This is a genomic window from Dietzia sp. SL131 (genome assembly GCF_026672565.1).
In the GTDB taxonomy this organism is placed as follows: Bacteria; Actinomycetota; Actinomycetes; order Mycobacteriales; family Mycobacteriaceae; genus Dietzia; species Dietzia kunjamensis.
Genome location: NZ_JAPPRI010000003.1, coordinates 430,342 through 450,536, shown reverse-complemented (window position 1 = coordinate 450,536; position 20,195 = coordinate 430,342). Strand labels below are relative to the sequence as shown.

General features: G+C 70.8%; 18 protein-coding genes and 1 pseudogene. 8 read left to right on the top strand and 11 right to left on the bottom strand.

The window, feature by feature from the left end; genetic code table 11:
* Positions 1 to 25: 25 nt before the first annotated feature.
* Both OVA21_RS02795 and OVA21_RS02790 read left to right on the top strand, forming a co-directional pair.
* Positions 26 to 1,306: a DUF2254 domain-containing protein gene (locus OVA21_RS02795; protein WP_096905914.1), complete on the top strand. Its 1,281-nt coding sequence runs from the start codon at positions 26 to 28 to the stop codon at positions 1,304 to 1,306.
* An 83-nt stretch (positions 1,307 to 1,389) separates the two neighbouring features.
* Positions 1,390 to 2,343 (top strand): L-lactate dehydrogenase, encoded by a 954-nt coding sequence (locus tag OVA21_RS02790; protein WP_096905915.1) that lies wholly within the window; start codon positions 1,390 to 1,392, stop codon positions 2,341 to 2,343.
* Position 2,344: 1 nt separating this feature from the next.
* Here the strand turns inward: OVA21_RS02790 and OVA21_RS02785 are convergent, their stop codons facing one another.
* Entirely contained in the window at positions 2,345 to 2,488 is a 144-nt protein-coding gene (locus OVA21_RS02785; protein ID WP_167457923.1) for a hypothetical protein, read from the bottom strand.
* A 116-nt stretch (positions 2,489 to 2,604) separates the two neighbouring features.
* Here OVA21_RS02785 and OVA21_RS02780 point away from each other — a divergent pair, with 116 nt between their 5' ends.
* A complete protein-coding gene (locus OVA21_RS02780) occupies positions 2,605 to 3,006 on the top strand; it encodes a DUF6157 family protein (protein WP_096905916.1) in 402 nt (133 codons plus the stop codon).
* Here OVA21_RS02780 and OVA21_RS02775 read toward each other — a convergent pair.
* From OVA21_RS02775 to OVA21_RS02760, 4 genes are all read right to left on the bottom strand, one after another.
* Positions 3,003 to 3,623: an SGNH/GDSL hydrolase family protein gene (locus OVA21_RS02775; protein ID WP_069389174.1), complete on the bottom strand. Its 621-nt coding sequence runs from the start codon at positions 3,621 to 3,623 to the stop codon at positions 3,003 to 3,005. The two genes, OVA21_RS02780 and OVA21_RS02775, sit on opposite strands and share 4 nt — an antisense overlap.
* 80 nt (positions 3,624 to 3,703) lie before the next feature.
* The gene (locus OVA21_RS02770; RefSeq protein ID WP_326493459.1) at positions 3,704 to 4,429 is read right to left on the bottom strand and encodes a response regulator transcription factor; all 726 of its coding nucleotides are present in this window, start codon (positions 4,427 to 4,429) and stop codon (positions 3,704 to 3,706) included.
* Positions 4,426 to 5,697: an ATP-binding protein gene (locus OVA21_RS02765; RefSeq protein ID WP_132063539.1), complete on the bottom strand. Its 1,272-nt coding sequence runs from the start codon at positions 5,695 to 5,697 to the stop codon at positions 4,426 to 4,428. Before OVA21_RS02765 ends, OVA21_RS02770 begins: the two co-directional genes overlap by 4 nt.
* A gap of 11 nt (positions 5,698 to 5,708) precedes the next feature.
* Complete coding sequence (locus OVA21_RS02760) at positions 5,709 to 6,689, bottom strand: mechanosensitive ion channel family protein (RefSeq protein WP_132063540.1); 981 nt, start codon at positions 6,687 to 6,689, stop codon at positions 5,709 to 5,711.
* Positions 6,690 to 6,779: 90 nt separating this feature from the next.
* Between OVA21_RS02760 and OVA21_RS02755 the strand changes: the two genes are divergently transcribed.
* Complete coding sequence (locus OVA21_RS02755; protein WP_268091728.1) at positions 6,780 to 8,024, top strand: PspC domain-containing protein; 1,245 nt, start codon at positions 6,780 to 6,782, stop codon at positions 8,022 to 8,024.
* Entirely contained in the window at positions 8,021 to 8,380 is a 360-nt protein-coding gene (locus tag OVA21_RS02750) for a hypothetical protein (RefSeq protein ID WP_206474526.1), read from the top strand. Before OVA21_RS02755 ends, OVA21_RS02750 begins: the two co-directional genes overlap by 4 nt.
* 164 nt (positions 8,381 to 8,544) lie before the next feature.
* Here the strand turns inward: OVA21_RS02750 and guaA are convergent, their stop codons facing one another.
* Complete coding sequence (guaA, locus tag OVA21_RS02745; protein WP_269502373.1) at positions 8,545 to 10,158, bottom strand: glutamine-hydrolyzing GMP synthase; 1,614 nt, start codon at positions 10,156 to 10,158, stop codon at positions 8,545 to 8,547.
* A 122-nt stretch (positions 10,159 to 10,280) separates the two neighbouring features.
* On the opposite strand from guaA, the gene OVA21_RS02740 reads away from it, so the two are divergent.
* Positions 10,281 to 11,774: a WS/DGAT/MGAT family O-acyltransferase gene (locus OVA21_RS02740; protein ID WP_268091727.1), complete on the top strand. Its 1,494-nt coding sequence runs from the start codon at positions 10,281 to 10,283 to the stop codon at positions 11,772 to 11,774.
* 12 nt (positions 11,775 to 11,786) lie between these two features.
* The gene (locus tag OVA21_RS02735) at positions 11,787 to 13,181 is read left to right on the top strand and encodes a WS/DGAT/MGAT family O-acyltransferase (RefSeq protein ID WP_268093100.1); all 1,395 of its coding nucleotides are present in this window, start codon (positions 11,787 to 11,789) and stop codon (positions 13,179 to 13,181) included.
* A gap of 36 nt (positions 13,182 to 13,217) precedes the next feature.
* Here the strand turns inward: OVA21_RS02735 and OVA21_RS02730 are convergent.
* The 3 genes and pseudogenes from OVA21_RS02730 to guaB all read right to left on the bottom strand — a co-directional run bounded on the left by OVA21_RS02730 (position 13,218) and on the right by guaB (position 17,785).
* Positions 13,218 to 14,983, bottom strand: a pseudogene (locus OVA21_RS02730) (FAD-dependent oxidoreductase).
* Between the two features lie 120 nt (positions 14,984 to 15,103).
* Positions 15,104 to 16,243, bottom strand: coding sequence for a GuaB3 family IMP dehydrogenase-related protein (locus tag OVA21_RS02725; protein ID WP_268091725.1), 1,140 nt, complete (start codon positions 16,241 to 16,243; stop codon positions 15,104 to 15,106).
* A gap of 6 nt (positions 16,244 to 16,249) precedes the next feature.
* A complete protein-coding gene (guaB, locus tag OVA21_RS02720) occupies positions 16,250 to 17,785 on the bottom strand; it encodes an IMP dehydrogenase (protein ID WP_067712595.1) in 1,536 nt (511 codons plus the stop codon).
* Positions 17,786 to 17,899: 114 nt separating this feature from the next.
* Here guaB and OVA21_RS02715 point away from each other — a divergent pair, with 114 nt between their 5' ends.
* Positions 17,900 to 18,322: a DUF5319 domain-containing protein gene (locus tag OVA21_RS02715; protein WP_372502191.1), complete on the top strand. Its 423-nt coding sequence runs from the start codon at positions 17,900 to 17,902 to the stop codon at positions 18,320 to 18,322.
* A 123-nt stretch (positions 18,323 to 18,445) separates the two neighbouring features.
* On the opposite strand, the gene OVA21_RS02710 is transcribed toward OVA21_RS02715, so the two are convergent.
* Together OVA21_RS02710 and OVA21_RS02705 are read right to left on the bottom strand one after the other, a co-directional pair.
* Positions 18,446 to 19,498 carry an anti-sigma-D factor RsdA gene (locus tag OVA21_RS02710; RefSeq protein WP_268091724.1) on the bottom strand — a complete coding sequence of 351 codons (1,053 nt, stop codon included), beginning with the start codon at positions 19,496 to 19,498 and terminating at the stop codon, positions 18,446 to 18,448.
* Entirely contained in the window at positions 19,495 to 20,076 is a 582-nt protein-coding gene (locus tag OVA21_RS02705) for a sigma-70 family RNA polymerase sigma factor (RefSeq protein ID WP_067712600.1), read from the bottom strand. The genes OVA21_RS02710 and OVA21_RS02705 overlap by 4 nt, the downstream gene beginning before the upstream one ends.
* Between the last annotated feature and the right edge of the window lie 119 nt (positions 20,077 to 20,195).

The window sequence follows — 20,195 nt, the reverse complement described above, 5'->3', positions numbered from 1 at the left end:
TGTGTCCACCACAGAGAGGACAGCCATGGCCGGACTACGCTTCCGACTCCGACAGATCAGCCGGCGCTTCTGGTTTCTCCCCGCCGTGATGACCCTCGTCGCGTTGGGCCTCGCCCACCTGGGGGCGTGGTTGTCCACCAACCCGGGCACGAGTGACGAGGCGGCCTCCTGGATCTACGGCGGCGGCGTGGAGGGCTCCCGGAGCATCCTCGCCGCCGTGGCGAGCAGCTCGATCGGCGTCGGCGGCACCGTCTTCTCCATCACCATCGCCGCCCTCTCCTACGCCGCCGGCACCATGGGGCCGCGCCTGCTCCAGAACTTCACCGAGGACCGCGGCAACCAGATCACACTGGGCGTCTTCATCTCCACCTTCGCCTTCAGCCTCTACAGCCTCCGCACGGTCACCGGTGGCGACGAGGGGACCCCGTTCGTCCCCCAGTACAACGTCACCCTCGCCCTCATCCTGGCGCTCGGGTGCATCAGCGCACTCGTGTACTTCATCGGCCACGTCACCGGGTCGATCAACACCACCCGCGTCGTGAACCTCCTCACCACGGATCTACGTTCCTCCCTGCTCACCGCCACCGAACTGACGGATCCGGACCGCGATGTGCTGCCCCCACCAGAGGAGGAGTTCTGGGCGGACGCGGAGACTCTCCTCGTGGAGAAGGGCGGCTACCTGCAGCTCGTCGACCACGGGCGGCTCGTCGAACTCGCCGTCGAGACCGGGACGACGATCCGGCTCCTCGTGCGACCCGGGGACTATCTCTATCCGAACTCCCCCGTGGCCGAGGCCGTCCCCACCCTGCCCGAGGGCATCATGCCCGCCCTCACGGTCGGTGAATCCCGTACCCGCGACCAGGATGTCGAGCACGCCGTCCGTCTACTCGCCGAGGTGGGCACGCGTGCCCTGAGCCCCGGGACCAACGACCCGTTCACCGCCGTCGACGTCGTGGACCGCTTCGGGGACGCCCTGTGCACCCTCGAGGACAGGGAATGGCCGACCGGGGTGCACGCCAGGGACGGGGAGGTCCGCCTCGTCGTGGCGACCTCCGACTTCGCCGGCCTCGTCGCCACGATGTTCGACCAGATGCGGCAGTACGGTGCGGGTGCGCCAGCGGTCAGCATCAGGATTCTCGACGTCCTCGCCGTCGCGACGCAGGTCCTCGATGACCCCGACCGTCGTGCGGTCCTCACCCACCACGCCACGAAGCTCCGTGACGACGCCCTCGAAGCCACCCGCAACGCCGACGACCGGATCACCATCGAGCGTCGTCACCGCGCCGTACTGGACGCCGCCGGATAGCGGGGCCGAGCCGGACGGCAGGGCCCACCGACGTTCCTCCGATACCCTCCGGGCGGCGACCCCACGCCTCTACCCTTGCGGGCATGAAGGCCTCCGTCGGGAATCGCATCGTGCTCATCGGCGCCGGGGACGTGGGTATCGCCTACGCCTACGCGCTCGTCAACCAGGGGCTGGCCGACCATCTGACCATCATCGACATCGACCACGACAAACTCCTCGGAGAGGTCATGGACCTCAACCACGGGGTCGTGTGGGCGCCCTCCCCCACCCTCGTCACCGAGGGCACCTATGCCGACTGCACCGACGCCACCATGGTGGTCATCTGCGCCGGCGCAGCCCAGAAACCCGGCGAGACCCGCATCGACCTCGTGGGCAAGAACATGACGCTGTTCGAGAACATCGTCGGTGACGTCATGGCGACCGGGTTCGACGGCATCCTGCTGGTGGCCACCAATCCCGTCGACATCCTCACCCAGGCGTCGTGGCGCTACTCCGGGCTCCCCGCCGCGCAGGTCATCGGCTCCGGCACGATCCTCGACTCGGCGCGCTTCCGGTTCATGCTGGGCCAGTACTACGACGTGGCACCGATGAGCGTGCACGCCTCGATCATCGGGGAACACGGCGACACCGAGCTGCCGGTCTTCTCCTCCGCCAACGTCTCCGGGGTGCCGCTGCGCCGCGACCTGGCGGGCGACCCGGCCAAGCGGGAACGTCTGACGCAGATCTTCGACGAGACCCGGGACGCCGCCTACCGGATCATCGACTCGAAGGGGTCCACCAGCTACGGCATCGGGATGGGGCTGGCCCGCATCACCCGGGCGGTGCTGCGCAACGAGCAGGTCTCGCTACCGGTCTCCACCCTGCTGCGGGGCGAGTACGACCAGGACGGGATCTTCATCGGGGTGCCCGCGGTGATCGGGCGGACCGGCGTCCAGCGGGTGGTGGAGCTGGAGCTCGACACCACCGAACGCGAACAGTTCGCCCGCAGCGCGAGTGCACTGCGGGCGGTGTCCGAACAGTTCGAGATCCTGCGCTGACTCAGAGCGCGCCGGGGGGATCACTGGCCGGGAAGGACTCGTCACCCCACTCGTCGGCGACCGCGTCGTCGTGGTCGTACCGGGCCTTGTCCGCGGGCTCCTCGGAATGCTCGCCGACACGGTCAGGGTTCTGCGGACTCGTCATGATTCATCCTCCTGCCGCCGTACGGGGCGTACGACGAGAATCAGGTTACCGGAGACCATCACCTCACCGCCGGGACAACCGGACACCCGGGACCGCTACAGGAACAGAGGCGCACAATGCACACCACCCACTACACCGACACCCTGATCCTGCCCGCCCCGGACACCAGGGCCGTGGCGGCGACCGCCCCGCCCTCCGGGAAGGGGTCGGTCGCCGAGCTGCAGTACGAACGACTCTCGGGCGAGGACTACAGGTGGACGAGCGATGACCTGATATTCGACGTGTACTGCCAGCGCAAGGACATAGCCGAAGTCGACCGCGCAGCAGAACGCGAACGGTTCTTCTCCACGGGCCAACCGTGCCTGCGCACCTCCCCGCTGGCCAAGACCTACGGCTGGGCGCTGCACTTCGACTCCGACGGGCGCATCGCGCTGCTGCCGATGGACTCGACGCGCGTGGCCGAGCTCGAGGCGGACCCGACGGTGACGGTCAGGGCCGCCATGAAGAGTTCCCGTTAGTAACCCGGCTCGACATCCGGCAGGAGACGCAACCACTCGAGCACAGGACCGGAGATCACCTGGCCGAACTGTTCGTACCCGCCGGGCCCGGGGTGGGCGCCATCGCCGGCGGCGACCTCGCGCATCCACTGACCACCCGCCAGCAGCACGTCGAAGGTCGGCACGAACGGCACCCCGGCCTCGTCGCACACCTGCGCCATGGTCTCGGCCCGGGCGGCGATACGCTCGTTGACCTCGTCCCACACCACCGGCGGCGGCCCCACCACGAGGAACCGCCCCTCGGGCGCCCGGTCGATCATTCCGCGCAGCGCCGCGACGGTGCCCGCCTCGTCGACACGCAACGCGCCCTCGTGCTCCATGACGTCGTTGACGCCGAACTCCGCGATCACCGCGGTCGTGGGGAACGCGGCCCGCCGACGATCGACCTCGTCCCAGCGGGCCAGGATCATCTCGGAGGTGTCCCCGCCGATCCCGGCGACCGCGGCGTGGATGTGCACACCGGCCGAGGGGCCGGCTTCGATCAGGTGCGCGGTCCACCCGCGGCCCGTGTCATCGCCGTATCCGGCCACGAACGAGTCACCGATGATGCACACGGGCAGGTCGCGCGGTTCGCTCATCCCGGTCACGCTATCGGTCCGGGTGGGTGCGCGGAGCCGACCCGGGCGAGAAGCCACCCCGGCCGGGCCGGGCGAGGGGATCAGTCCAGGTGTCGGGACTGCGCCCAGCGCGTCAGCGCGTGCCGGTTGGACTGCTGGGTCTTGCGGAGGACGTTGGAGGCGTGGGTCTCCACCGTCTTGACCGAGATGAACAACTCCTCGGCGATCTCCTTGTAGGTGTAGCCGCGGGCCAGCAGCCGCAGCACCTCCTTCTCACGCGGGGTGAGCGAGTCGACCTCGGGGTCGTGGACGGGCTCGCCACGATCGGCGGGGCCCGGGGAGGCGCGCGCGAACGCGTCCAGCACGAACCCGGCCAGTCGCGGGGAGAACACGGCATCCCCGTCGGCGACCCGACACACGGCGGCGGCCAGGTCCTCGCCGGTGATGGTCTTGGTGACGTAGCCGCGCGCGCCGGCGCGGATCACGGCGATCACGTCCTCGGCGGCGTCGGAGACGCTCAGCGCGAGGAAGGTCGGTTCCGGGGCGCGGGCGGGATCGGCCACGCCGCCCGGGTCGGCCCCCAGCACCGACCGCAGCACGGCCACGCCGCCGCCGTCGGGCATGTGCACGTCGAGCAGCACCACGTCGGGACGCACCCGGTCGATGCCGGTCACGGCCTCGGCGACGGAACCCGCCTCGCCGACGACCTCGATGGTCGACTGCCCGGCGAGTTCGGCACGGACCCCGCTGCGGAACACCGCGTGGTCGTCCACGAGGAAGACCCGGCACATCGACTCCCCCGACCCGTCCTGCGGCCCGTCCGTCATTCGCCCTCCAGCGGCATCTCGATCCCGATCTCCGTCCCGCGCCCGAGCGTACTGCGCACGCGCACGGTCCCACCGCGGCTCTCCACGCGGTGTCGGATGGACTGCGCGAGCCCGTGGCGGTCGCCGCCCACGGCATCGGGGTCGAAGCCGCGTCCGCGGTCGCGGACGAACGCGCTGAGCGTGCGTCCGTCGTTCTCCACGAACACGTCGGCGGTGTCGACGCCGGCGTGCTTGGCGACGTTGACCAGGGCCTCGCGGACGGCACCCAGGACGGCCTCCCCGGCGTCTCCGACCGGGCCGTCACCGCCCACCACGACCTGGTCCACCCGCAGTCCGTAGACGTCCTCGACGTCGCCGACCATCACCTCGACCGCCCCCGCGAAGGTCGCCGCGCCCGAGGACATCCGGGAGCCGGCGCCGAACAGCCACTGCCGGAGCTCCCGTTCCTGTCGGCGGGCGAGCCGCGCCACCTGGCCCGGGTCATCGGATCTCTTCTGGATGAGTGCCAGGGTCTGCAGGACGGAATCATGCAGGTGGGAGGCGATGTCGCTGCGTTCGGACTCACGGATCCGCGCCGCGCGCTCCTCCTCGAGGGACCGCCACAGTCGCAGTCCGACGGGCACGCTGAGCAATCCCACGCCGACGAGGGTGGCCACGACCGCGAGGAGGGACGACCGCAGGGCGGCGAACTCGACCTGACCGAGGACGACGACGGCGAGCCCGACGACGACGAGGGTGGCCCCTGCGGTGACCCTGGCCCAGTCGAAGACCGACCGCGGCGCGACTCGTCCCCCACCGTCGTACTGCTGCCAGACCAGCCCGGCACCCAGGGCCACGACGAGGACGGGGACGATGACGCTCAGTCCCGTGGCGGTGGTCACCATGAACGAGAGCACCGCGCCCGCCACCGCCACGACGGCCAGCGCCATGCCGCGTCTGCGCTCGCGCTCGTCGACCGGAACCGCGCCCTCCCGCGCGGGACCGGCCGGGGTGAGCGCCCACAGCGCCGAGTACAGGGCGACGCCGGCGCCCGAGAGCGTGGCCAGCAGGACCATGACCAGGCGCACGTGGACGACCCGCACCCCGAGGTGGTCGGCCAGGCCCACGCACACGCCCGCGACCACGGATCCGTCGCTGCCCCGGGTCAACCGTGGGTACCACCGGAAATCTGTCGTCGCCACGGCGGCGGTCCGCACCGGTGGACCGACGACCGGGGACGCCGACCGGACCGCGGTGGCCAGCGCGGGATCGGTCGCGTTCTCACTCATGGACGCCATCGTCACAGATCATCGCCCCGAGGGGAATCGGGAAGTACCCGGATATCCACGGCCATGCTCGCCGGCGAGACACCCCCCTCCCGCAATCCGGCGACCAGGTCGCGGGAGATGGCGTCCTTGACCGCCCGCGCACCGTGACTGCCCACGACGAAGCGGACGGTGGCGAGGATCCCGTCCTCCTGCAGCGAGATGAACACCTGCGGCCCGAACTCCCGGACATCGACCGCGTACACGCGGCCCATCCGCTGCATGCTCGCCATCGCCTCGTCGCTCAGCTCCCTCGTGTGCCGGTCGGCGCAGGCGTGGAACACCCTGTCGACACGTCGGAGATCCACGTCGAACGGCAGCGTGAGCGACAGTTCCTCCCAGAGGAAGGGGAACCCGCGGGTGTAGTTGTAGACCGCCTCGTCGAAGATGACGCCGTTCGACACCGTCACCACCCGGCCGGTGAACTGACGGCTCGGTACCCAGTTGCCGGTCTCCGCGCCGGCCATCGACGACGGGGACCCCATCTCCATGACGGTCGTGCGGAGGAACCCGAGCGACATCACGTCGCCCCGGACCCCTCCCACGGCGATCCGGTCACCGACCGCGAAGACCCTCCCCCGGAGGATGACGAAGTATCCCGCCAGACTCGCGATCACCTTCTGCAACGCGAACGCCAGGCCCGCGGTGACGAGTCCGACCCCCACCGTCAGGTCGGTTCCCGGGGTCACCCAGATGGAGAAGAGCGCCAGCACGGCCACGATGGCGGTGAACAGCTGCAGACTCTGCTTCGTCCAGAACCTCGACGCGGACCCGGCGGGCCCAGTGATCAGCCGCATCACCGCCCGCGAGATCGACGTGAACAGGGAGAGCAACACGAACAACAGGATGCTGAGCAGCACCTTGAGAACGGTCCGCCCGCTGACCCCGACCAGCGTCACCCCGAAGAGCCGCAGCTGTTCGTCGGAGCCCAGGAAACCCATGACGGTGTCGACCATCCCGCCATCCTCCCTCCCCTGCGGTCTCGGGGTCGGAAATCAGGGTCGGACCCCGATGTGCCGCGGACGCCCACGGACCACGATGGGGTCATGTCCAGAACGAACACCCACGACCTCCCGTCCGAGCGCCGCTCCCTGTGGCGGACCCGACCCGTCCGGACCCCGGACGATTCCAGGATCGCCGGCGTGTGCGGCGGCTTCGGTCGGCGCTACGGCGTCGACCCGGTCCTCTTCCGCGTCGCGTTCGTCATCGCCGCACTGTGGGGTGGGGCGGGCGTGTTCCTGTACGCCCTGATGTGGCTGCTCCTGCGCTCCGCCGGCGACGAGGTCTCCTCCGGGGAGGCGCTCCTGGGGAAGGGCCGGGCGTCGGGCTCCAAGGTCACCGCGGTGATCCTCGTCGTCGTCGTCCTCCTCTCCGCCCCCACCTTCGGCGCTTCCGGGGAGACCCTCCTCGTCGGCGCCGGGTTCCTCATGGTCGCGGCGATGCTCGCCGGCTGGTACGGCCTGCACCGGCGCACCCCCGAACCACCCGCCGGGTGGGCGGAGGTCTCCGCGGTGCGGCCCCCCACCACGCACGGCTCCGACGCGTCGAGGGGCGCGGCCACAGACGCCGGGCCGTGGCGCGCGCCCGGGGCCTCCCAGGCGCCCGGCTCCGGCCCCGACGCCCCCTTCGGGCCCCCGGTGCCGCCGTCGTGGGATCCGCTCGGCGCCGCCCCGTTCGCGTGGGACCTGCCCGAACCCGGCGTCGCCCCCGCCCCGGTCGAACCGACCCGGCCCCGGTCGCGGCTGACCAAGGTCACGATCGGCCTGGCACTCATCGCGACCGCGGTCGCCACCGGGTTGTCGACGCTGGGCGGATTCACCTGGCTCGACACCACGCGCATCGCCGCGATCGCCCTGGCGGTGGTGGCCGGCGGGCTGCTCGTCGGCGCCGTCACCCGCCGCGGGTACGGGCTGCTCGTGGTGGCCGGACCACTCGTCGGGTTCGTGCTGCTCGCCCTGTCGGTCCAGGTCCCCGCGGGTGGCTGGGAGACCATCGGCGACGAGCGGGTGGAGATCACCTCCCCCGCCCAACTGGACACGCCGGTCACCCACGACGTCGGCACCGTCACCGTCGACATGCGCGAGCTCGACCTGGACCGCGACCGCAGCTACAGCATCACCAACCAGGTCGGTGAGGTGCGGGTGCTGCTGCCCGACGGGCTCGCCGTGCAGGCCGACTGCCGGACCGACATCGGCTCCGTCGACTGCCCCGACCCGCCCGCCGACACCGACGGGCCGGTCCTGACCCTGGACATCACCACCGAGATGGGAAGCGTGAAGGTCACCCGATGAGTACGAACACGCCCGCAGACGACCGCCACCACTCCACCGCGGGAGCCCCGCCCGACCAGTCGCCGCGGTTCGACCCGCAGCTGTACGACCCGCTGCCCTACGGCACCGGATACCCGACACCCGAACCGCTCGGATTCGGGGTCTCCCCCGAGCCCGCGACCACCCCGGCCGGCGCCGTCGAGGTGGTGGAGCACCGGCGGTTCGGGTCCCCGGTTCTCGCCCTGGCCGGCGTGACCTCGCTGGGAGTGGCGGTGTGGGCGATCCTGGGAGCGCCCGCGATCGCCCCGACGGCGTTGCTGGCCGCGGGACTCGTCCTGGCGGTACTCGTGGGACTGATGATGGTCATCCGCCGCTGACGCCCGGCCGCGATACGCAGCGCACGGCCCCTGCGCCATCCATCGGCCCCGGATTCGTCGGCGGCTGTGTCCGGAACGTACAGGCGCGCGAGCGAGAGTTCAGGCGCGGGAGCGGATGCCCGGGCGGTGGGGGCGGTGGGGTGGTGTGGGCGTGCGGAGGCGGCTCACTCCCACTCGATGGTGCCCGGCGGCTTGCTCGTCACGTCCAGCACGACCCGGTTGACGTCAGGGACCTCGTTGGTGATGCGGTTGGAGATCAGCGCCAGTGTCTCGTACGGCACGCGCGTCCAGTCGGCGGTCATGGCGTCCTCGGAACTCACCGGCCGCAGCACGATCGGATGACCGTACGTCCGGCCGTCGCCCTGCACGCCCACCGACCGGACATCGGCCAGCAGGACCACCGGGCACTGCCACACCGTGGAGTCCAGGCCCGCTGCGGTCATCTCCTCGCGCACGATCGCGTCCGCCGCGCGCAGGGTCTCCAGTCGGTCGCGGTCCACGGCGCCGACGATGCGGATCGCCAGGCCCGGACCGGGGAACGGGTGGCGACCGACGATCGCCTCGGGCAGACCGAGCTCACGGCCCACGGCGCGGACCTCGTCCTTGAACAGCAGCCGCAGTGGCTCGACGAGCGTGAACTCCACATCGTCCGGCAGGCCGCCGACATTGTGGTGGCTCTTGATGTTGGCCGTACCCGCTCCGCCACCGGACTCGACGACGTCCGGGTAGAGCGTGCCCTGGACGAGGAAGTCGACGGAGGAGGCGGCGGCCTCACCGGAACCCTGGAGTTCGAGCGCCTGCGTCACCGCCCGCTCGAAAGACCGGATGAACTCGCGGCCGATGATCTTGCGCTTGGTCTCCGGGTCGGTGACATCGGCGAGGTGCCCGAGGAAGACATCGGAGTCGTCCAGCGTGATGAGGCGGGCACCGGTGGCGGCCACGAAGTCGTTCTCGACCTGCTCACGCTCGCCCGCACGCAACAGTCCGTGGTCGACGAACACACACGTGAGGCGGTCCCCGATCGCACGCTGGACCAGGGCGGCCGCGACGGCCGAGTCGACGCCGCCCGACAGGCCGCAGATCGCGTGGCCGTCGCCGATCTGCTCGCGGACGGCCTCCACCAGCTGGTCGGCGATGTTCGACGCGGTCCACGTCGGCTCGAGCCCCGCCACCTCGGTGAGGAAGCGGCTCAGCACCTGCTGGCCGTGCGGCGAATGCAGGACCTCCGGGTGGTACTGCACTCCGGCCATGCGCCGCTCGGTGCACTCGAACGCGGCGACCGGGGCACCGGACGACGACGCGGTGACGGTGAACCCCTCGGGCGCGGCCGTGACCGCGTCCCCGTGGCTCATCCACACCGGGTGGTGCTCCGGCAGTCCGGCGTGCAGGAGGCCGCCTGACACGCTCACGTCGGTGCGGCCGTACTCGCGGCTACCCGTGTGCGCGACCTCGCCGCCGAGGGCACCGGCCATCGCCTGGAAGCCGTAACAGATGCCGAACACCGGCAGACCCAGATCGAACACCGCCGGGTCGAGCGAGGGCGCGTCCTCGGCGTACACGCTCGCGGGTCCGCCGGACAACACCAGGGCGACGGGATCCTTGGCGCGGATCTCCTCGATCGTCGCGGTGTGCGGGATCACCTCGGAGTAGATGCGCGCCTCGCGCACGCGGCGCGCGATGAGCTGCGCGTACTGGGCGCCGAAGTCCACCACGAGTACCGGGCGGGGCGCCACCGCCTCGGCGGCGATCTGGGAGTCGGTCTGTGCGTTCTCGGCCACGGGGTCGAGTCTAGGCCCCGCGGCCCATCCGCCGAACTCGGCCACATCCCCCGTGCCGGGGTTCACAATGAACCCCACCACGACCCCGGCCGGCCCGGGACCGAGAGAGCTGGAGCGCATCGATGGAGCGAATGACCGGTTTCGACGCGAGCCTGTTGTACATGGAGACCCCCCAGCAACCCCTCGTGGTGGGTGGGATCCTCTTCGTCGACGTCTCCGGCCTCGAGGTCGGGTACTCCTTCGAATGGCTCCGGACCGAGCTCGGCCGCCGGATCAAGGAACTGCCCGAACTCCGACGCAAGATCTACGACTCCCCGCTCAACCTCGGCCACCCCGCGTGGGTCGAGGAATACGACCTCGACATCACCGCACACGTCCGCCGCGTCGACGTGGACCACCCCGGTGACGACCGCGCGGTGTTCGAGATGTGCGGCACCCTCGGCAGCCGCCCGCTGGACAGGTCACGCCCCCTGTGGGAGATGTGGGTCCTCGAGCGGCTCACCGAACCGGACACCATCGTCGTGTACTTCCGGGCCCACCACGCCATCCTCGACGGGGCCAACGGCGCGAACATCCTGCGCAAGTTCGCCTCCGCCGGAGAGCAGCCCTCCGCCCGCGACCTCGACATGGTCCGCGTCGAGGCGGGCAACGCCAACCCCATCCGGCTCCTCGCCGGCGGGTGGTGGGATTTCTCCGTACGCCGCCCGCTGACCCTGGCCCGGCTGGTACCCGAGTTCGCCGCGCTCCCCTTCGCACTGCGCAGGGCCACGGCGGCCAGGAAGAAGTCGGACGATCCGGCCCCGGAGGAGACGGGCACGGCCGACGCCACGGACGACCTCGTCGTCGTTCCCAGGGCGGCACCGTTCACCGCGCCCCGCACCCGCTTCAACGCCACCATCACCCCCCACCGGGCGGTCTGGGGTGCCTCACTCGACCTCGGTGAGATCAGCGAGATCAAGGACGCCTTCGGCGTGACCGTCAACGACGTGTTCCTCGCGGTGATGGGCGGCGCGCTGCGGCGGTACCTGCGCTCCCACGACGACCTGCCCGACACGTCGCTCGTCGCCGTGGTCCCCGTCTCCACCCGCGACGCCGAGGACGCCCGGGGCAACAACCGCGTGACGGTCCTGTTCGCGTCCCTCGGGACCGACATCGCCGACCCGCTCGAGCGCCTGCGCGCCATCGCCGCCCGCACCAGCCGGGGCAAGAAGCAGTCGAAGAACGGCATGCGGCCGGACCTCATCCAGGACGTCGCCACGCTCGCCCCCGCCCGGACCCTGCAGATGCTGATGCGGATCTACGGCGACTTCCACCTGGCGGACCTGCATCCCGTCGTGCACAACCTCGTCGTGTCGAACATCCCCGGGCCCCGTCAGGGACTGGACTTCCTCGGATGCCGGGTGACCCACGTCTACCCGCTCGGGCCCCTCATGCACGGTTCCGGACTCTCGGTCACCGCCATGTCCATGGGCGGTCGACTCGACGTGGGGATCAACGCCTGCGAGCACCTCGCCCCCGACCCCGACCTGCTGGCCACCGGGATCCGGGAGGCGATGGCCCGACTGCTGGAACTCACCCGGGAGGCGGCGCGGTCGGCGGCCGCCGGGGAGCGCTGACACGTGGAACGGATGACCGGGCTCGACGCGAGCTTCCTCTACCTCGAGACCGCCGAGCAGATGATGGTGATCAACGGCCTGGTCCACCTCGACGTGACCACCATCGAGGAGGGCTACTCGTTCGAACGCCTGCGATCGGGGCTCGCCCGCCGGGTCAAAGCCGTCCCCCCGTTCCGCCGCAAGGTCCACGACTCACCGTGGAACCCCGGCCACCCGGCGTGGGTCGAGGACTTCGACTTCGACATCACCCACCACCTACGCCGGATCGAACTCGGGCCGGCCGGCACCGAGGCCGAGCTGCTGGAGACGTGCGGTCGGCTCGCCTCCACCCCGCTGGACCGCGCCCACCCGCTGTGGCAGGTCTGGATCATCGAGCGGGGTGACCCGCACGCGCCGACCGTCAGCGCGTTCTGCCGGGTCCACCACTCGGTCATCGACGGGATGCTGGGCGCCGAGTTGCTCTCCGCCCTCGCCGCGACGGACGCCACCACGCCCGACCAGGATCCCGCGCTCGTGCGCACGCACGTCGGACGGGCCAACACCCTGCAGCTGATCGCCGGTGGCGCCCGCGACGTGCTGGGCCGGCCCCTGGCCCTCCTCCGACTGCTCCCCGAGACGCTGTCGGTCCCCGCGGCCATGAGACGCGCGCGCGGCCGGGCGGGCCACGGGGAATCCATGCCGGCCCCGTTCACGGCGCCGCGGACCCTCTTCAACCACTCGCTCACCCCGCACCGCGCCGTGGCCACCGCATCACTCGACCTGGCGTCCGTCAAGCTCGTCACCGCCCGCCTCGGCGGCACCGTCAACGACGTCCTCCTCACCGTGGTCGGCGGCGCTGTCAGGTCCTACCTCGAGGCCCACGGAGACTCTCCCACCTCCTCCATGGTGGCGATCGTCCCCATGTCCACCCGAGACGATCTGGCCACCGGTGGCGCCAACCAGGTGTCGGCCATGTTCGTCTCCCTGGCCACGGATGTGGCCGACCCGGTCGAACGGTACGATCGGATCTCCGCCGCAGCGGAGACCACGAAGCGCCAGGCCGCGAGCATCCGCCCGGCCCTCCTGGACAACTGGGCCCGCATGGGCCCCCGTCGGCTGCTCGACATGGGCATGCGGGCGTACGAGGCGCTGAGACTGGCCGACGTCCACCCGGTGATCTACAACCTCATCGTCTCCAACGTGCCCGGCCCCCGCCACGCGCTCTACTTCCTCGGCGCGCGGATCACCCACATGCACCCCTTCGGCCCGCTGCTCCACGGTGCGGGGCTGTCCGTGACCAGCCTGTCGACCGACGGGCGGCTCGACCTGGGGGTGATCTCGTGCGAACACCTGGTGCCGGACCCGGACGCGGTGGCCCGCGGGATCGCGGCGGCGCTCGACGAGTTGCTCGAGCTCACCGCCCCCTGACCGGGCTCACCGCCTCCTGACCACGGGGGTCGACCGTCAGCTGACCTGGACGATCGGCAGCCGCAGGGCTCCCGGCGCGGCCTCCGGGACCATCGGCGACACGGGCGGGACCGGCGACAGGCGCCGGTAGTCCTCGCCCTGGGCCGGGCGCTGGTCGGCCTCACCCTTGTTGGGCCACAGCGACATGGCCCGCTCGGCCTGGGCGGTGATGCTCAGCGCCGGGTTGACACCGAGGTTCGCGGAGATCGCCGAGCCGTCCACGATGTGCATCGTCGGGTAGTTCCACACGCGGTGGTACGGGTCCACGACCCCGGTCTCGGGCGAATCCGAGATCACGCACCCGCCCAGGAAGTGGGCGGTGAGCGGGATGTTGGCGATCTCGCCCCACGTGCCCCCGGGCAGGCCGCCGATCTCCTCGGCGATCTTGCGGGTGGCCTCGTTTCCGGCGGGGATCCAGGTGGGGTTGGGCTCCCCGTGACCCTGCTTGCTGGTGACGTACCTGAACGGACCGAAGCGCTTGACGTAGGTCTGCAGCGAGTTGTCCAGGTTCTGCATCACGAGCGCGATCACCGAACGCTGGCTCCAGCGGCGCAGATAGAACAGCTGCATGAACATGGCCGGGTTGCGGCGGACCTCGGCCAGCAGGGTGCGCCACCGCGGGAGCGGCCCGTCACCGTCCGTGAGCAGGGTCTGCAGGATGGCGATGGCGTTGGAGCCCTTGCCGTACCGGACCGGTTCGATGTGGGTGTCCGACCGGGGATGGAACGACGACGTGATGGCCACTCCCTCGGAGAAGTCCTGCTCCGGCTTGTAGTTCGGACGCATGGCCCCGAGGATCGCCTCCGAGTTGGTCCGAGTGAGCCGACCGATCGCATCCGAGAGCCTGGGCAGGGACCCGGAGTCCTTGGCGTAGTGGAGCAGGTGCTGGGTTCCCCAGGTGCCGGCCGCCACGACGACCTGACCGGCGGTCACCGTGGTGGTGCGCTTGCCGCGACGCGTCCAGGCGCCCGTCCGCTCGAGGGTGATCTCCCACGTGCCGTCGCCGCGCTCGCGCAGGTCGCTGACCGTGGTCCGGTCCAGGATGCGGGCGCCCGCGCGCTCGGCCAGGGCGAGGTAGTTCTTCATCAGCGTGTTCTTGGCGTTGTGCCGGCAGCCGGTCATGCACTCGCCGCACTCGATGCACGCGTTGCGATCCGGCCCCACCCCGCCGAAGTACGGATCGGGGACGAGCTCGCCGGGCTTGCCCTGACCGCCGGTCTTCTCGCCGAAGAACACGCCGACCGGGGTGTAGACGAAGGTGTCCTCGGCGCCCATGTAACGCGGGCCACCTTCTTCATGACCTCGTCCGAGTGGGTGTGCGTGGGATTGGTGACCACGCCCAGCATGCGGCGGCCCTGGTCGTAGAACGGGGAGAGTTCGGACTCCCAGTCCGTGATGTGACCCCACTGCCGGTCCTTGAAGAACTGGCTCGTGGGCTTGTACAGCGTGTTGGCGTAGTTGAGCGATCCCCCGCCCACGCCCGCGCCGGCGAGGATCATCACGTCGCGCATCATGTGGACGCGCTGGATCCCGAACAGCTTGAGCTTGGGCGCCCACACGTACCGGTGGAGTCGCCAGGACGTCTTGGGCAGGTCCGCGTCCTCGAAGCGGCGACCCGCCTCGATGACCGTGACGCGGTACCCCTTCTCCGACAACCGCAGGGCCGTGACGCTGCCACCGAAACCGGATCCGATGACGACGACATCCGTGTCCGTCGGCGTGGTGGGGGCGTCGGTCGGGGTCGACGGTGTGTGCGGCGTCATGGTGCAACTCCCAGGAGTGGTCGATGGTGGGCATCACAGTACCCGAGCACCCTCGAACCTACCCGACAGTAGGTCACGATTTGTCCAGAGAGTGGGGCCGTCCGACCCCCGGTCGGGCGATCAGGGCCGGACGGACAGGTCCACCTTCTGGAAACCCTTGACGTCGGAGTAGCCGCACTTCGCCATCGCGCGACGCAGTCCGCCCATGAGGTTGCGGGTGCCGTCGGGGACGCTGGTGGGCCCCTCGAGGACCTCTTCCAGTGGCGCCAGGGCCGTCTCGTCCTCCACCTCGGACACATGCCCACGCGGCACCTTGGGGTGGGCGGAGACCGCGTCCCAGTAGACACCGCGGCCCGGGGACTCCAACGAGCCGGCGAGCAGCGGCCCGAGGACCACCGCGTCGGCGCCGCACGCCACGGCGCGGGCGATGTCACCGGAGGTGTAGATGTCGCCGTCGGCCAACACGTGCACGTAGCGGCCTCCGGTCTCGTCGAGGTAGTCCCGCCGGGCCGCGGCCGCGTCGGCGATCGCGGTGGCCATGTGGACCTCCATACCCAGCACCTGGCCGGTGGTGGTGATGCCGTCGACCCCGCCGTATCCCACGATCACACCGGCGGCGCCCGTGCGCATGAGGTGCAGGGCGGTCTTGTAGTCGACGACGCCGCCGGCGATCACCGGGACATCGAGGCCACCGATGAACTCCTTGAGGTCGAGCGGGGCGTCCTCACCGCTGACGTGCTCCGCCGAGATGATCGTGCCCTGCACCACCAGCAGGTCGACCCCCGCCGCGACGAGCCCCGGGGTGAGCTCGCGCGCGTGCTGCGGTGAGACCCGCACCGCCACGGTCGCACCCTCGTCGCGGATGCGGTGAACCGCAGCGGCGAGGAGCTCGCGGTCGATCGGGGCGCGGTGCAGCTCCTGCAGTCGCGCCACGGCCCGGTTGCCGGTCACGTCCTCCAGCGCGAGCTCCCTCAGCTCGGCGATCACGGCATCGGGATCGGCGTGACGGGCCCACAGTCCCTCTCCGTTGAGCACGGCCAGACCACCGAGCTTGGAGAACTCCACCGCCGAGTCCGGGGAGACCACGGCGTCGGTCGGGTGGGTCATCACCGGGATGTCCATCTGGTAGGCGTCGATCTGCCAGGAGGTGGACACCTCCTTGGAGCTGCGGGTCCGGCGGGAGGGGACGATGTCGACCTCGCCCAGCCCGAACATCCGACGGGCCTCGCGACCCAGGCCGATCTCCACGACATTGCGCACGCGACTTCAGTCCTTGACGTTGTAGTTGGGGGCCTCGACCGTCATCTGGATCGCGTGCGGGTGGCTCTCCCTGAGCCCCGCGGCCGTGATCTGGACGAACTGGGCACGGTGCATCTCCGGGATGGTGGCGGCTCCGGTGTAGCCCATGCCCGCACGCAGCCCTCCGGCGAGCTGGTGGAGCACCTGACCGACGTCTCCGCGATACGGGACCCGCCCCTCGATGCCCTCGGGCACCAGCTTCTCCTCGGACAGCACGTCGTCCTGGAAGTACCGGTCCTTGGAGAACGACTTCTCCTGCCCGGGCTTGCCGCGGCCGCGCATCGCGCCCAGCGAACCCATGCCGCGGTAGACCTTGTACTGCTTGCCGTCCACGAAGATCAGCTCACCCGGCGATTCGGTGCACCCCGCGAGCAGGGACCCGAACATGCAGGCCGAGGCGCCGGCGGCGATCGCCTTGGCCACGTCACCGGAGTACTGCATTCCGCCGTCGGCGATGACGGGGATCCCCGCCGCATGCGCTGCGACCGAGGCCTCGAGGATCGCGGTGATCTGGGGAGCACCCACGCCCGCGACCACCCGGGTGGTGCAGATGGAACCGGGGCCGATGCCCACCTTGATGGCGTCCGCACCCGCGTCGATCATCGCCTGGGCGGCACCGCGGGTGGCGAGGTTGCCCCCGATCACCTGCACGCGGTCGCCGAGTTCCCGCTTGACCCGGGCGACCATGTCGAGGGCGTTGCGGTTGTGGGCGTGGGCGGTGTCGACCACCAGGGCGTCCACCCCGGCGTCGGTGAGGGCCCCGGCGCGCTGCCAGGCGTCCTCCCCGGTGCCGATGGCGGCGGCCACGCGCAGCCGGCCGTCCGAGTCCTTGGTGGCGTCGGGGTGCTTCTCCGTCTTGACGAAGTCCTTCACCGTGATGAGTCCGGTCAGTCGCCCGTCACCGTCGACGATCGGCAGCTTCTCGATCTTGTGCCGGCGCAGCAGGCCGAGCGCCGCCTCCGCGGTGACGCCCTCCCGCGCGACCACCAGGGGCGCCCGGGTCATGACCTCGTCGACCCGCCGGGACTTGTCCATCTCGAACCGCATGTCGCGGTTGGTGATGATGCCGACCAGCTCACCGCGCTCGTCGGTCACCGGCAATCCGGAGATGCGGTAGCGGGCGCACTTCTCGTCGACCTCCGCCAACGTGTCGCTGGGCGCGCAGGTCACCGGGTCGGTCACCATCCCGGCCTCGGACCGCTTCACCGTCTCGACCTGGGCGGCCTGGTCCCCCACGGAGAGGTTGCGGTGCAGGACGCCGATCCCGCCCTGCCGTGCCATGGCGATGGCCATGCGGGCCTCGGTCACGGTGTCCATCGCCGACGAGATCAGCGGCACCCGCAGGGTGATGTCCCGTGTCAGGCGGGTGCTGGTGTCGACCTCACTCGGGACCACCTCGGACGCGGCCGGGAGGAGGAGCACGTCGTCGAACGTCAGGCCCACCATCGCGACCTTGGTCGGGTCGTCGCCGCCGGTGCGCACGGGGCCATTCGACTCGCTCATCTGCCGTCCTCCTGGGGGGTCGTCTAGGTGCTGACTTTCGAGGATAGTGGTTCCGGGGGCCACGGCTCGAACCGTCGACCACGTGAGACCGTGGTCACGGGTACGGTGGAGGTCGTGGACGATCCCCTACGGCACGGAATGCCGCCCGACCCGTTCGCCGGAGATCCGGATGATCCGGCCGCGGAGCTGGCCGAGCTCGACCCCGTCGATGACGACATGCCCACGGGCCCGCTCGACGCGGACGAGCGGCGGGCGATCGAGGAGGACCTCGCGGATCTCTCGGAGTTCCGTCGGTTGCTGGCCCCGATCGGGGTGAAGGGGGTCGCGGTCCAGTGTGACGACTGCGCCGAGGAGCACTACCACGAGTGGGACATGCTCCGCGCCAACCTCATGCAGCTTCTCGAGGACGGCTCCCTCCTCCCCCACGAGCCTGCCTTCGACCCGATCCCGGACGACTACGTCACCTGGGAGTACTGCCGCGGATACGCGGACGCCGCCCGGGCCCTGCGCCCCCGTCGACTCAACTGGCGCCGCTGAGCAGAGGCGGTCGCCGCGCGCGGGTGCCGCCCGTTCGACCCGGGCCCGGCCCGGCCCGGCCCGGCCCGGACGACTCGATCCCCGTCCCTCCGAGAGGGGCGGGGATCGAGTCGTTTCCCGGGGTCAGTTCGTCGGCCGGACCGACTGCGAGGTCTGTTGTGAGTCGGTCGGCGCCGGCTGCGTGGGAGTCGGGACCTGGGTCACGGTGGTGCGGCTCGGCGTCGGCGCCGGCACCACCCGGTCGTCATCCGCCTCGTCACCCTGTCGTCCGGTCGTCGGTGACAGGAAATCCTGGATCCGCTGGGTGTCGATCGGGATCTGCAGCGTGGTCGAGATCCGCAGCCCGTCGAGCGGGAGCGGGATGACCGGCATCCCCGGAGGCGGCGGGGGGACCAGGTTGGACGGCACCGGCACGGGGAGGCCGGGAACGAGAGTCGCCACACCCGGAGCGGGCGGGGGCGACGGGGCCGGCGCGGGTGCCGGGGCGGGCGACGGGACGACGCTCGGGGTGACCCGACTGAGATCGCGCTTGATGGCGTCCCGACGCTTCATGAGCTCGACTCGTTCGGAGGCGTCGGAGACCTCGTCGAGCCGCGCGCTCACCTCATCGAGCAGCCGCTCGGCCTCGTTCCGGTCCCCCTCTCGGGCGGCGAGGTCCGCGGCGGCGAGGTCCTCGCTGAGATCGCTCACGAGCTCGACGTTCCCGGCACGGTCGGAGAACATCGTCTTGGACACCCCCCAGAGCGGGTCGCCCGGCATCGCGCTGTGCGCGGCCACGGACAGACCGCCGACGATCACGGCCGCCACTGCGGCGGCGCCGGTCACCGCCTGCCACAGGGCCGGACGCTGGCCGTGGTGGTGCTCGCCCGAATGCACCCACCCGCGGCGCGGCCACAGTCGGGAGACGTTCGGGGCGAGGGCCACCTCGATCTGCTCGTCGCTGGGCAGGTCCGGCAGTCCGGCCGAGTCCACCTCGGCGCGCCAGTCGGCGAGCAGCGCGACGAGAGGCTCATCCCCCTCGGGACGGTCGCCGCGTCCGAGCGCGTCGAGGAGCTCGTCGTCGCGATCCACCTCGACCCGGTCCTCGTCGACACGGTCCTCGTCGTGGCCGTCCACGTCATGCGCGCGGAGCGAGGCGTCATCGTCCCGGGTGCCGGGATCGACTTCGTCGTTCATCGCCATCGCTCCTCTCCGTCCTGCTCGATCCTCGCCCGGAGCTGCTTCATCGCCCGGTGTTGGGCGACGCGCACGGCGCCGGCCGTACTGTCGACGATCTCCGCCGTCTCCTCCGCGGAGAGTCCGACCACCACACGTAGCCGGATGATCTCCCTCTGCTTCTCGGGCAGCGTGCCGAGGAGGCGGCTCACCGCTCTCGACACCTCGCCGTCGAGGACGTGGTCCTCCGGCCCCGTGTCGGTCGAGAGCACCTCGGGGAGGTACTCCACGGGGTCGGACTTGTTCCGCGCGGCGCCACGATGGGCGTCCGCGACCTTGTGGGCCGCGATCCCGTACACGAAGGCCATGAAGGGACGTCCCTGGTCCCGGTACCCCGGCAGAGCCGAGAGAACCGCGATCAGAACCTCCTGGGCGACATCGTCAGCAGACAGGTTGACCCTCTCCGAGCCACCGACGCGGGAACGGCAATACCGCACCACACCGGGCCGCACGAGCTCCAGCACCCGCGTGGCAGCGACACGGTCACCCTTGACCGCCTCGGCTACGGCGAGTTCCAACTCGTCTGCTGTACCTGTCATCGGATTACGGGGGCCCCGTGTTACACGGATGTGTTACGGGGCACGGCCTTTCTCTCGAGTCGCGACGCACGTCACGACGGATCCCACGTCCCGGCCCGTCAGCGGCCGATGTGGCTCGG

Bases quoted from the DNA above. Each gene is read 5' to 3' on its own strand.
- OVA21_RS02795 (WP_096905914.1), top strand. From the start codon at position 26: ATGGCCGGACTACGCTTCCGACTCCGACAGATCAGCCGGCGCTTCTGG.
- OVA21_RS02790 (WP_096905915.1), top strand. From the start codon at position 1,390: ATGAAGGCCTCCGTCGGGAATCGCATCGTGCTCATCGGCGCCGGGGAC.
- OVA21_RS02785 (WP_167457923.1), bottom strand. From the start codon at position 2,488: ATGACGAGTCCGCAGAACCCTGACCGTGTCGGCGAGCATTCCGAGGAG.
- OVA21_RS02780 (WP_096905916.1), top strand. From the start codon at position 2,605: ATGCACACCACCCACTACACCGACACCCTGATCCTGCCCGCCCCGGAC.
- OVA21_RS02775 (WP_069389174.1), bottom strand. From the start codon at position 3,623: ATGAGCGAACCGCGCGACCTGCCCGTGTGCATCATCGGTGACTCGTTC.
- OVA21_RS02770 (WP_326493459.1), bottom strand. From the start codon at position 4,429: ATGACGGACGGGCCGCAGGACGGGTCGGGGGAGTCGATGTGCCGGGTC.
- OVA21_RS02765 (WP_132063539.1), bottom strand. From the start codon at position 5,697: ATGAGTGAGAACGCGACCGATCCCGCGCTGGCCACCGCGGTCCGGTCG.
- OVA21_RS02760 (WP_132063540.1), bottom strand. From the start codon at position 6,689: ATGGTCGACACCGTCATGGGTTTCCTGGGCTCCGACGAACAGCTGCGG.
- OVA21_RS02755 (WP_268091728.1), top strand. From the start codon at position 6,780: ATGTCCAGAACGAACACCCACGACCTCCCGTCCGAGCGCCGCTCCCTG.
- OVA21_RS02750 (WP_206474526.1), top strand. From the start codon at position 8,021: ATGAGTACGAACACGCCCGCAGACGACCGCCACCACTCCACCGCGGGA.
- OVA21_RS02740 (WP_268091727.1), top strand. From the start codon at position 10,281: ATGGAGCGAATGACCGGTTTCGACGCGAGCCTGTTGTACATGGAGACC.
- OVA21_RS02735 (WP_268093100.1), top strand. From the start codon at position 11,787: ATGACCGGGCTCGACGCGAGCTTCCTCTACCTCGAGACCGCCGAGCAG.
- guaB (WP_067712595.1), bottom strand. From the start codon at position 17,785: ATGAGCGAGTCGAATGGCCCCGTGCGCACCGGCGGCGACGACCCGACC.
- OVA21_RS02710 (WP_268091724.1), bottom strand. From the start codon at position 19,498: ATGAACGACGAAGTCGATCCCGGCACCCGGGACGATGACGCCTCGCTC.
- OVA21_RS02705 (WP_067712600.1), bottom strand. From the start codon at position 20,076: ATGACAGGTACAGCAGACGAGTTGGAACTCGCCGTAGCCGAGGCGGTC.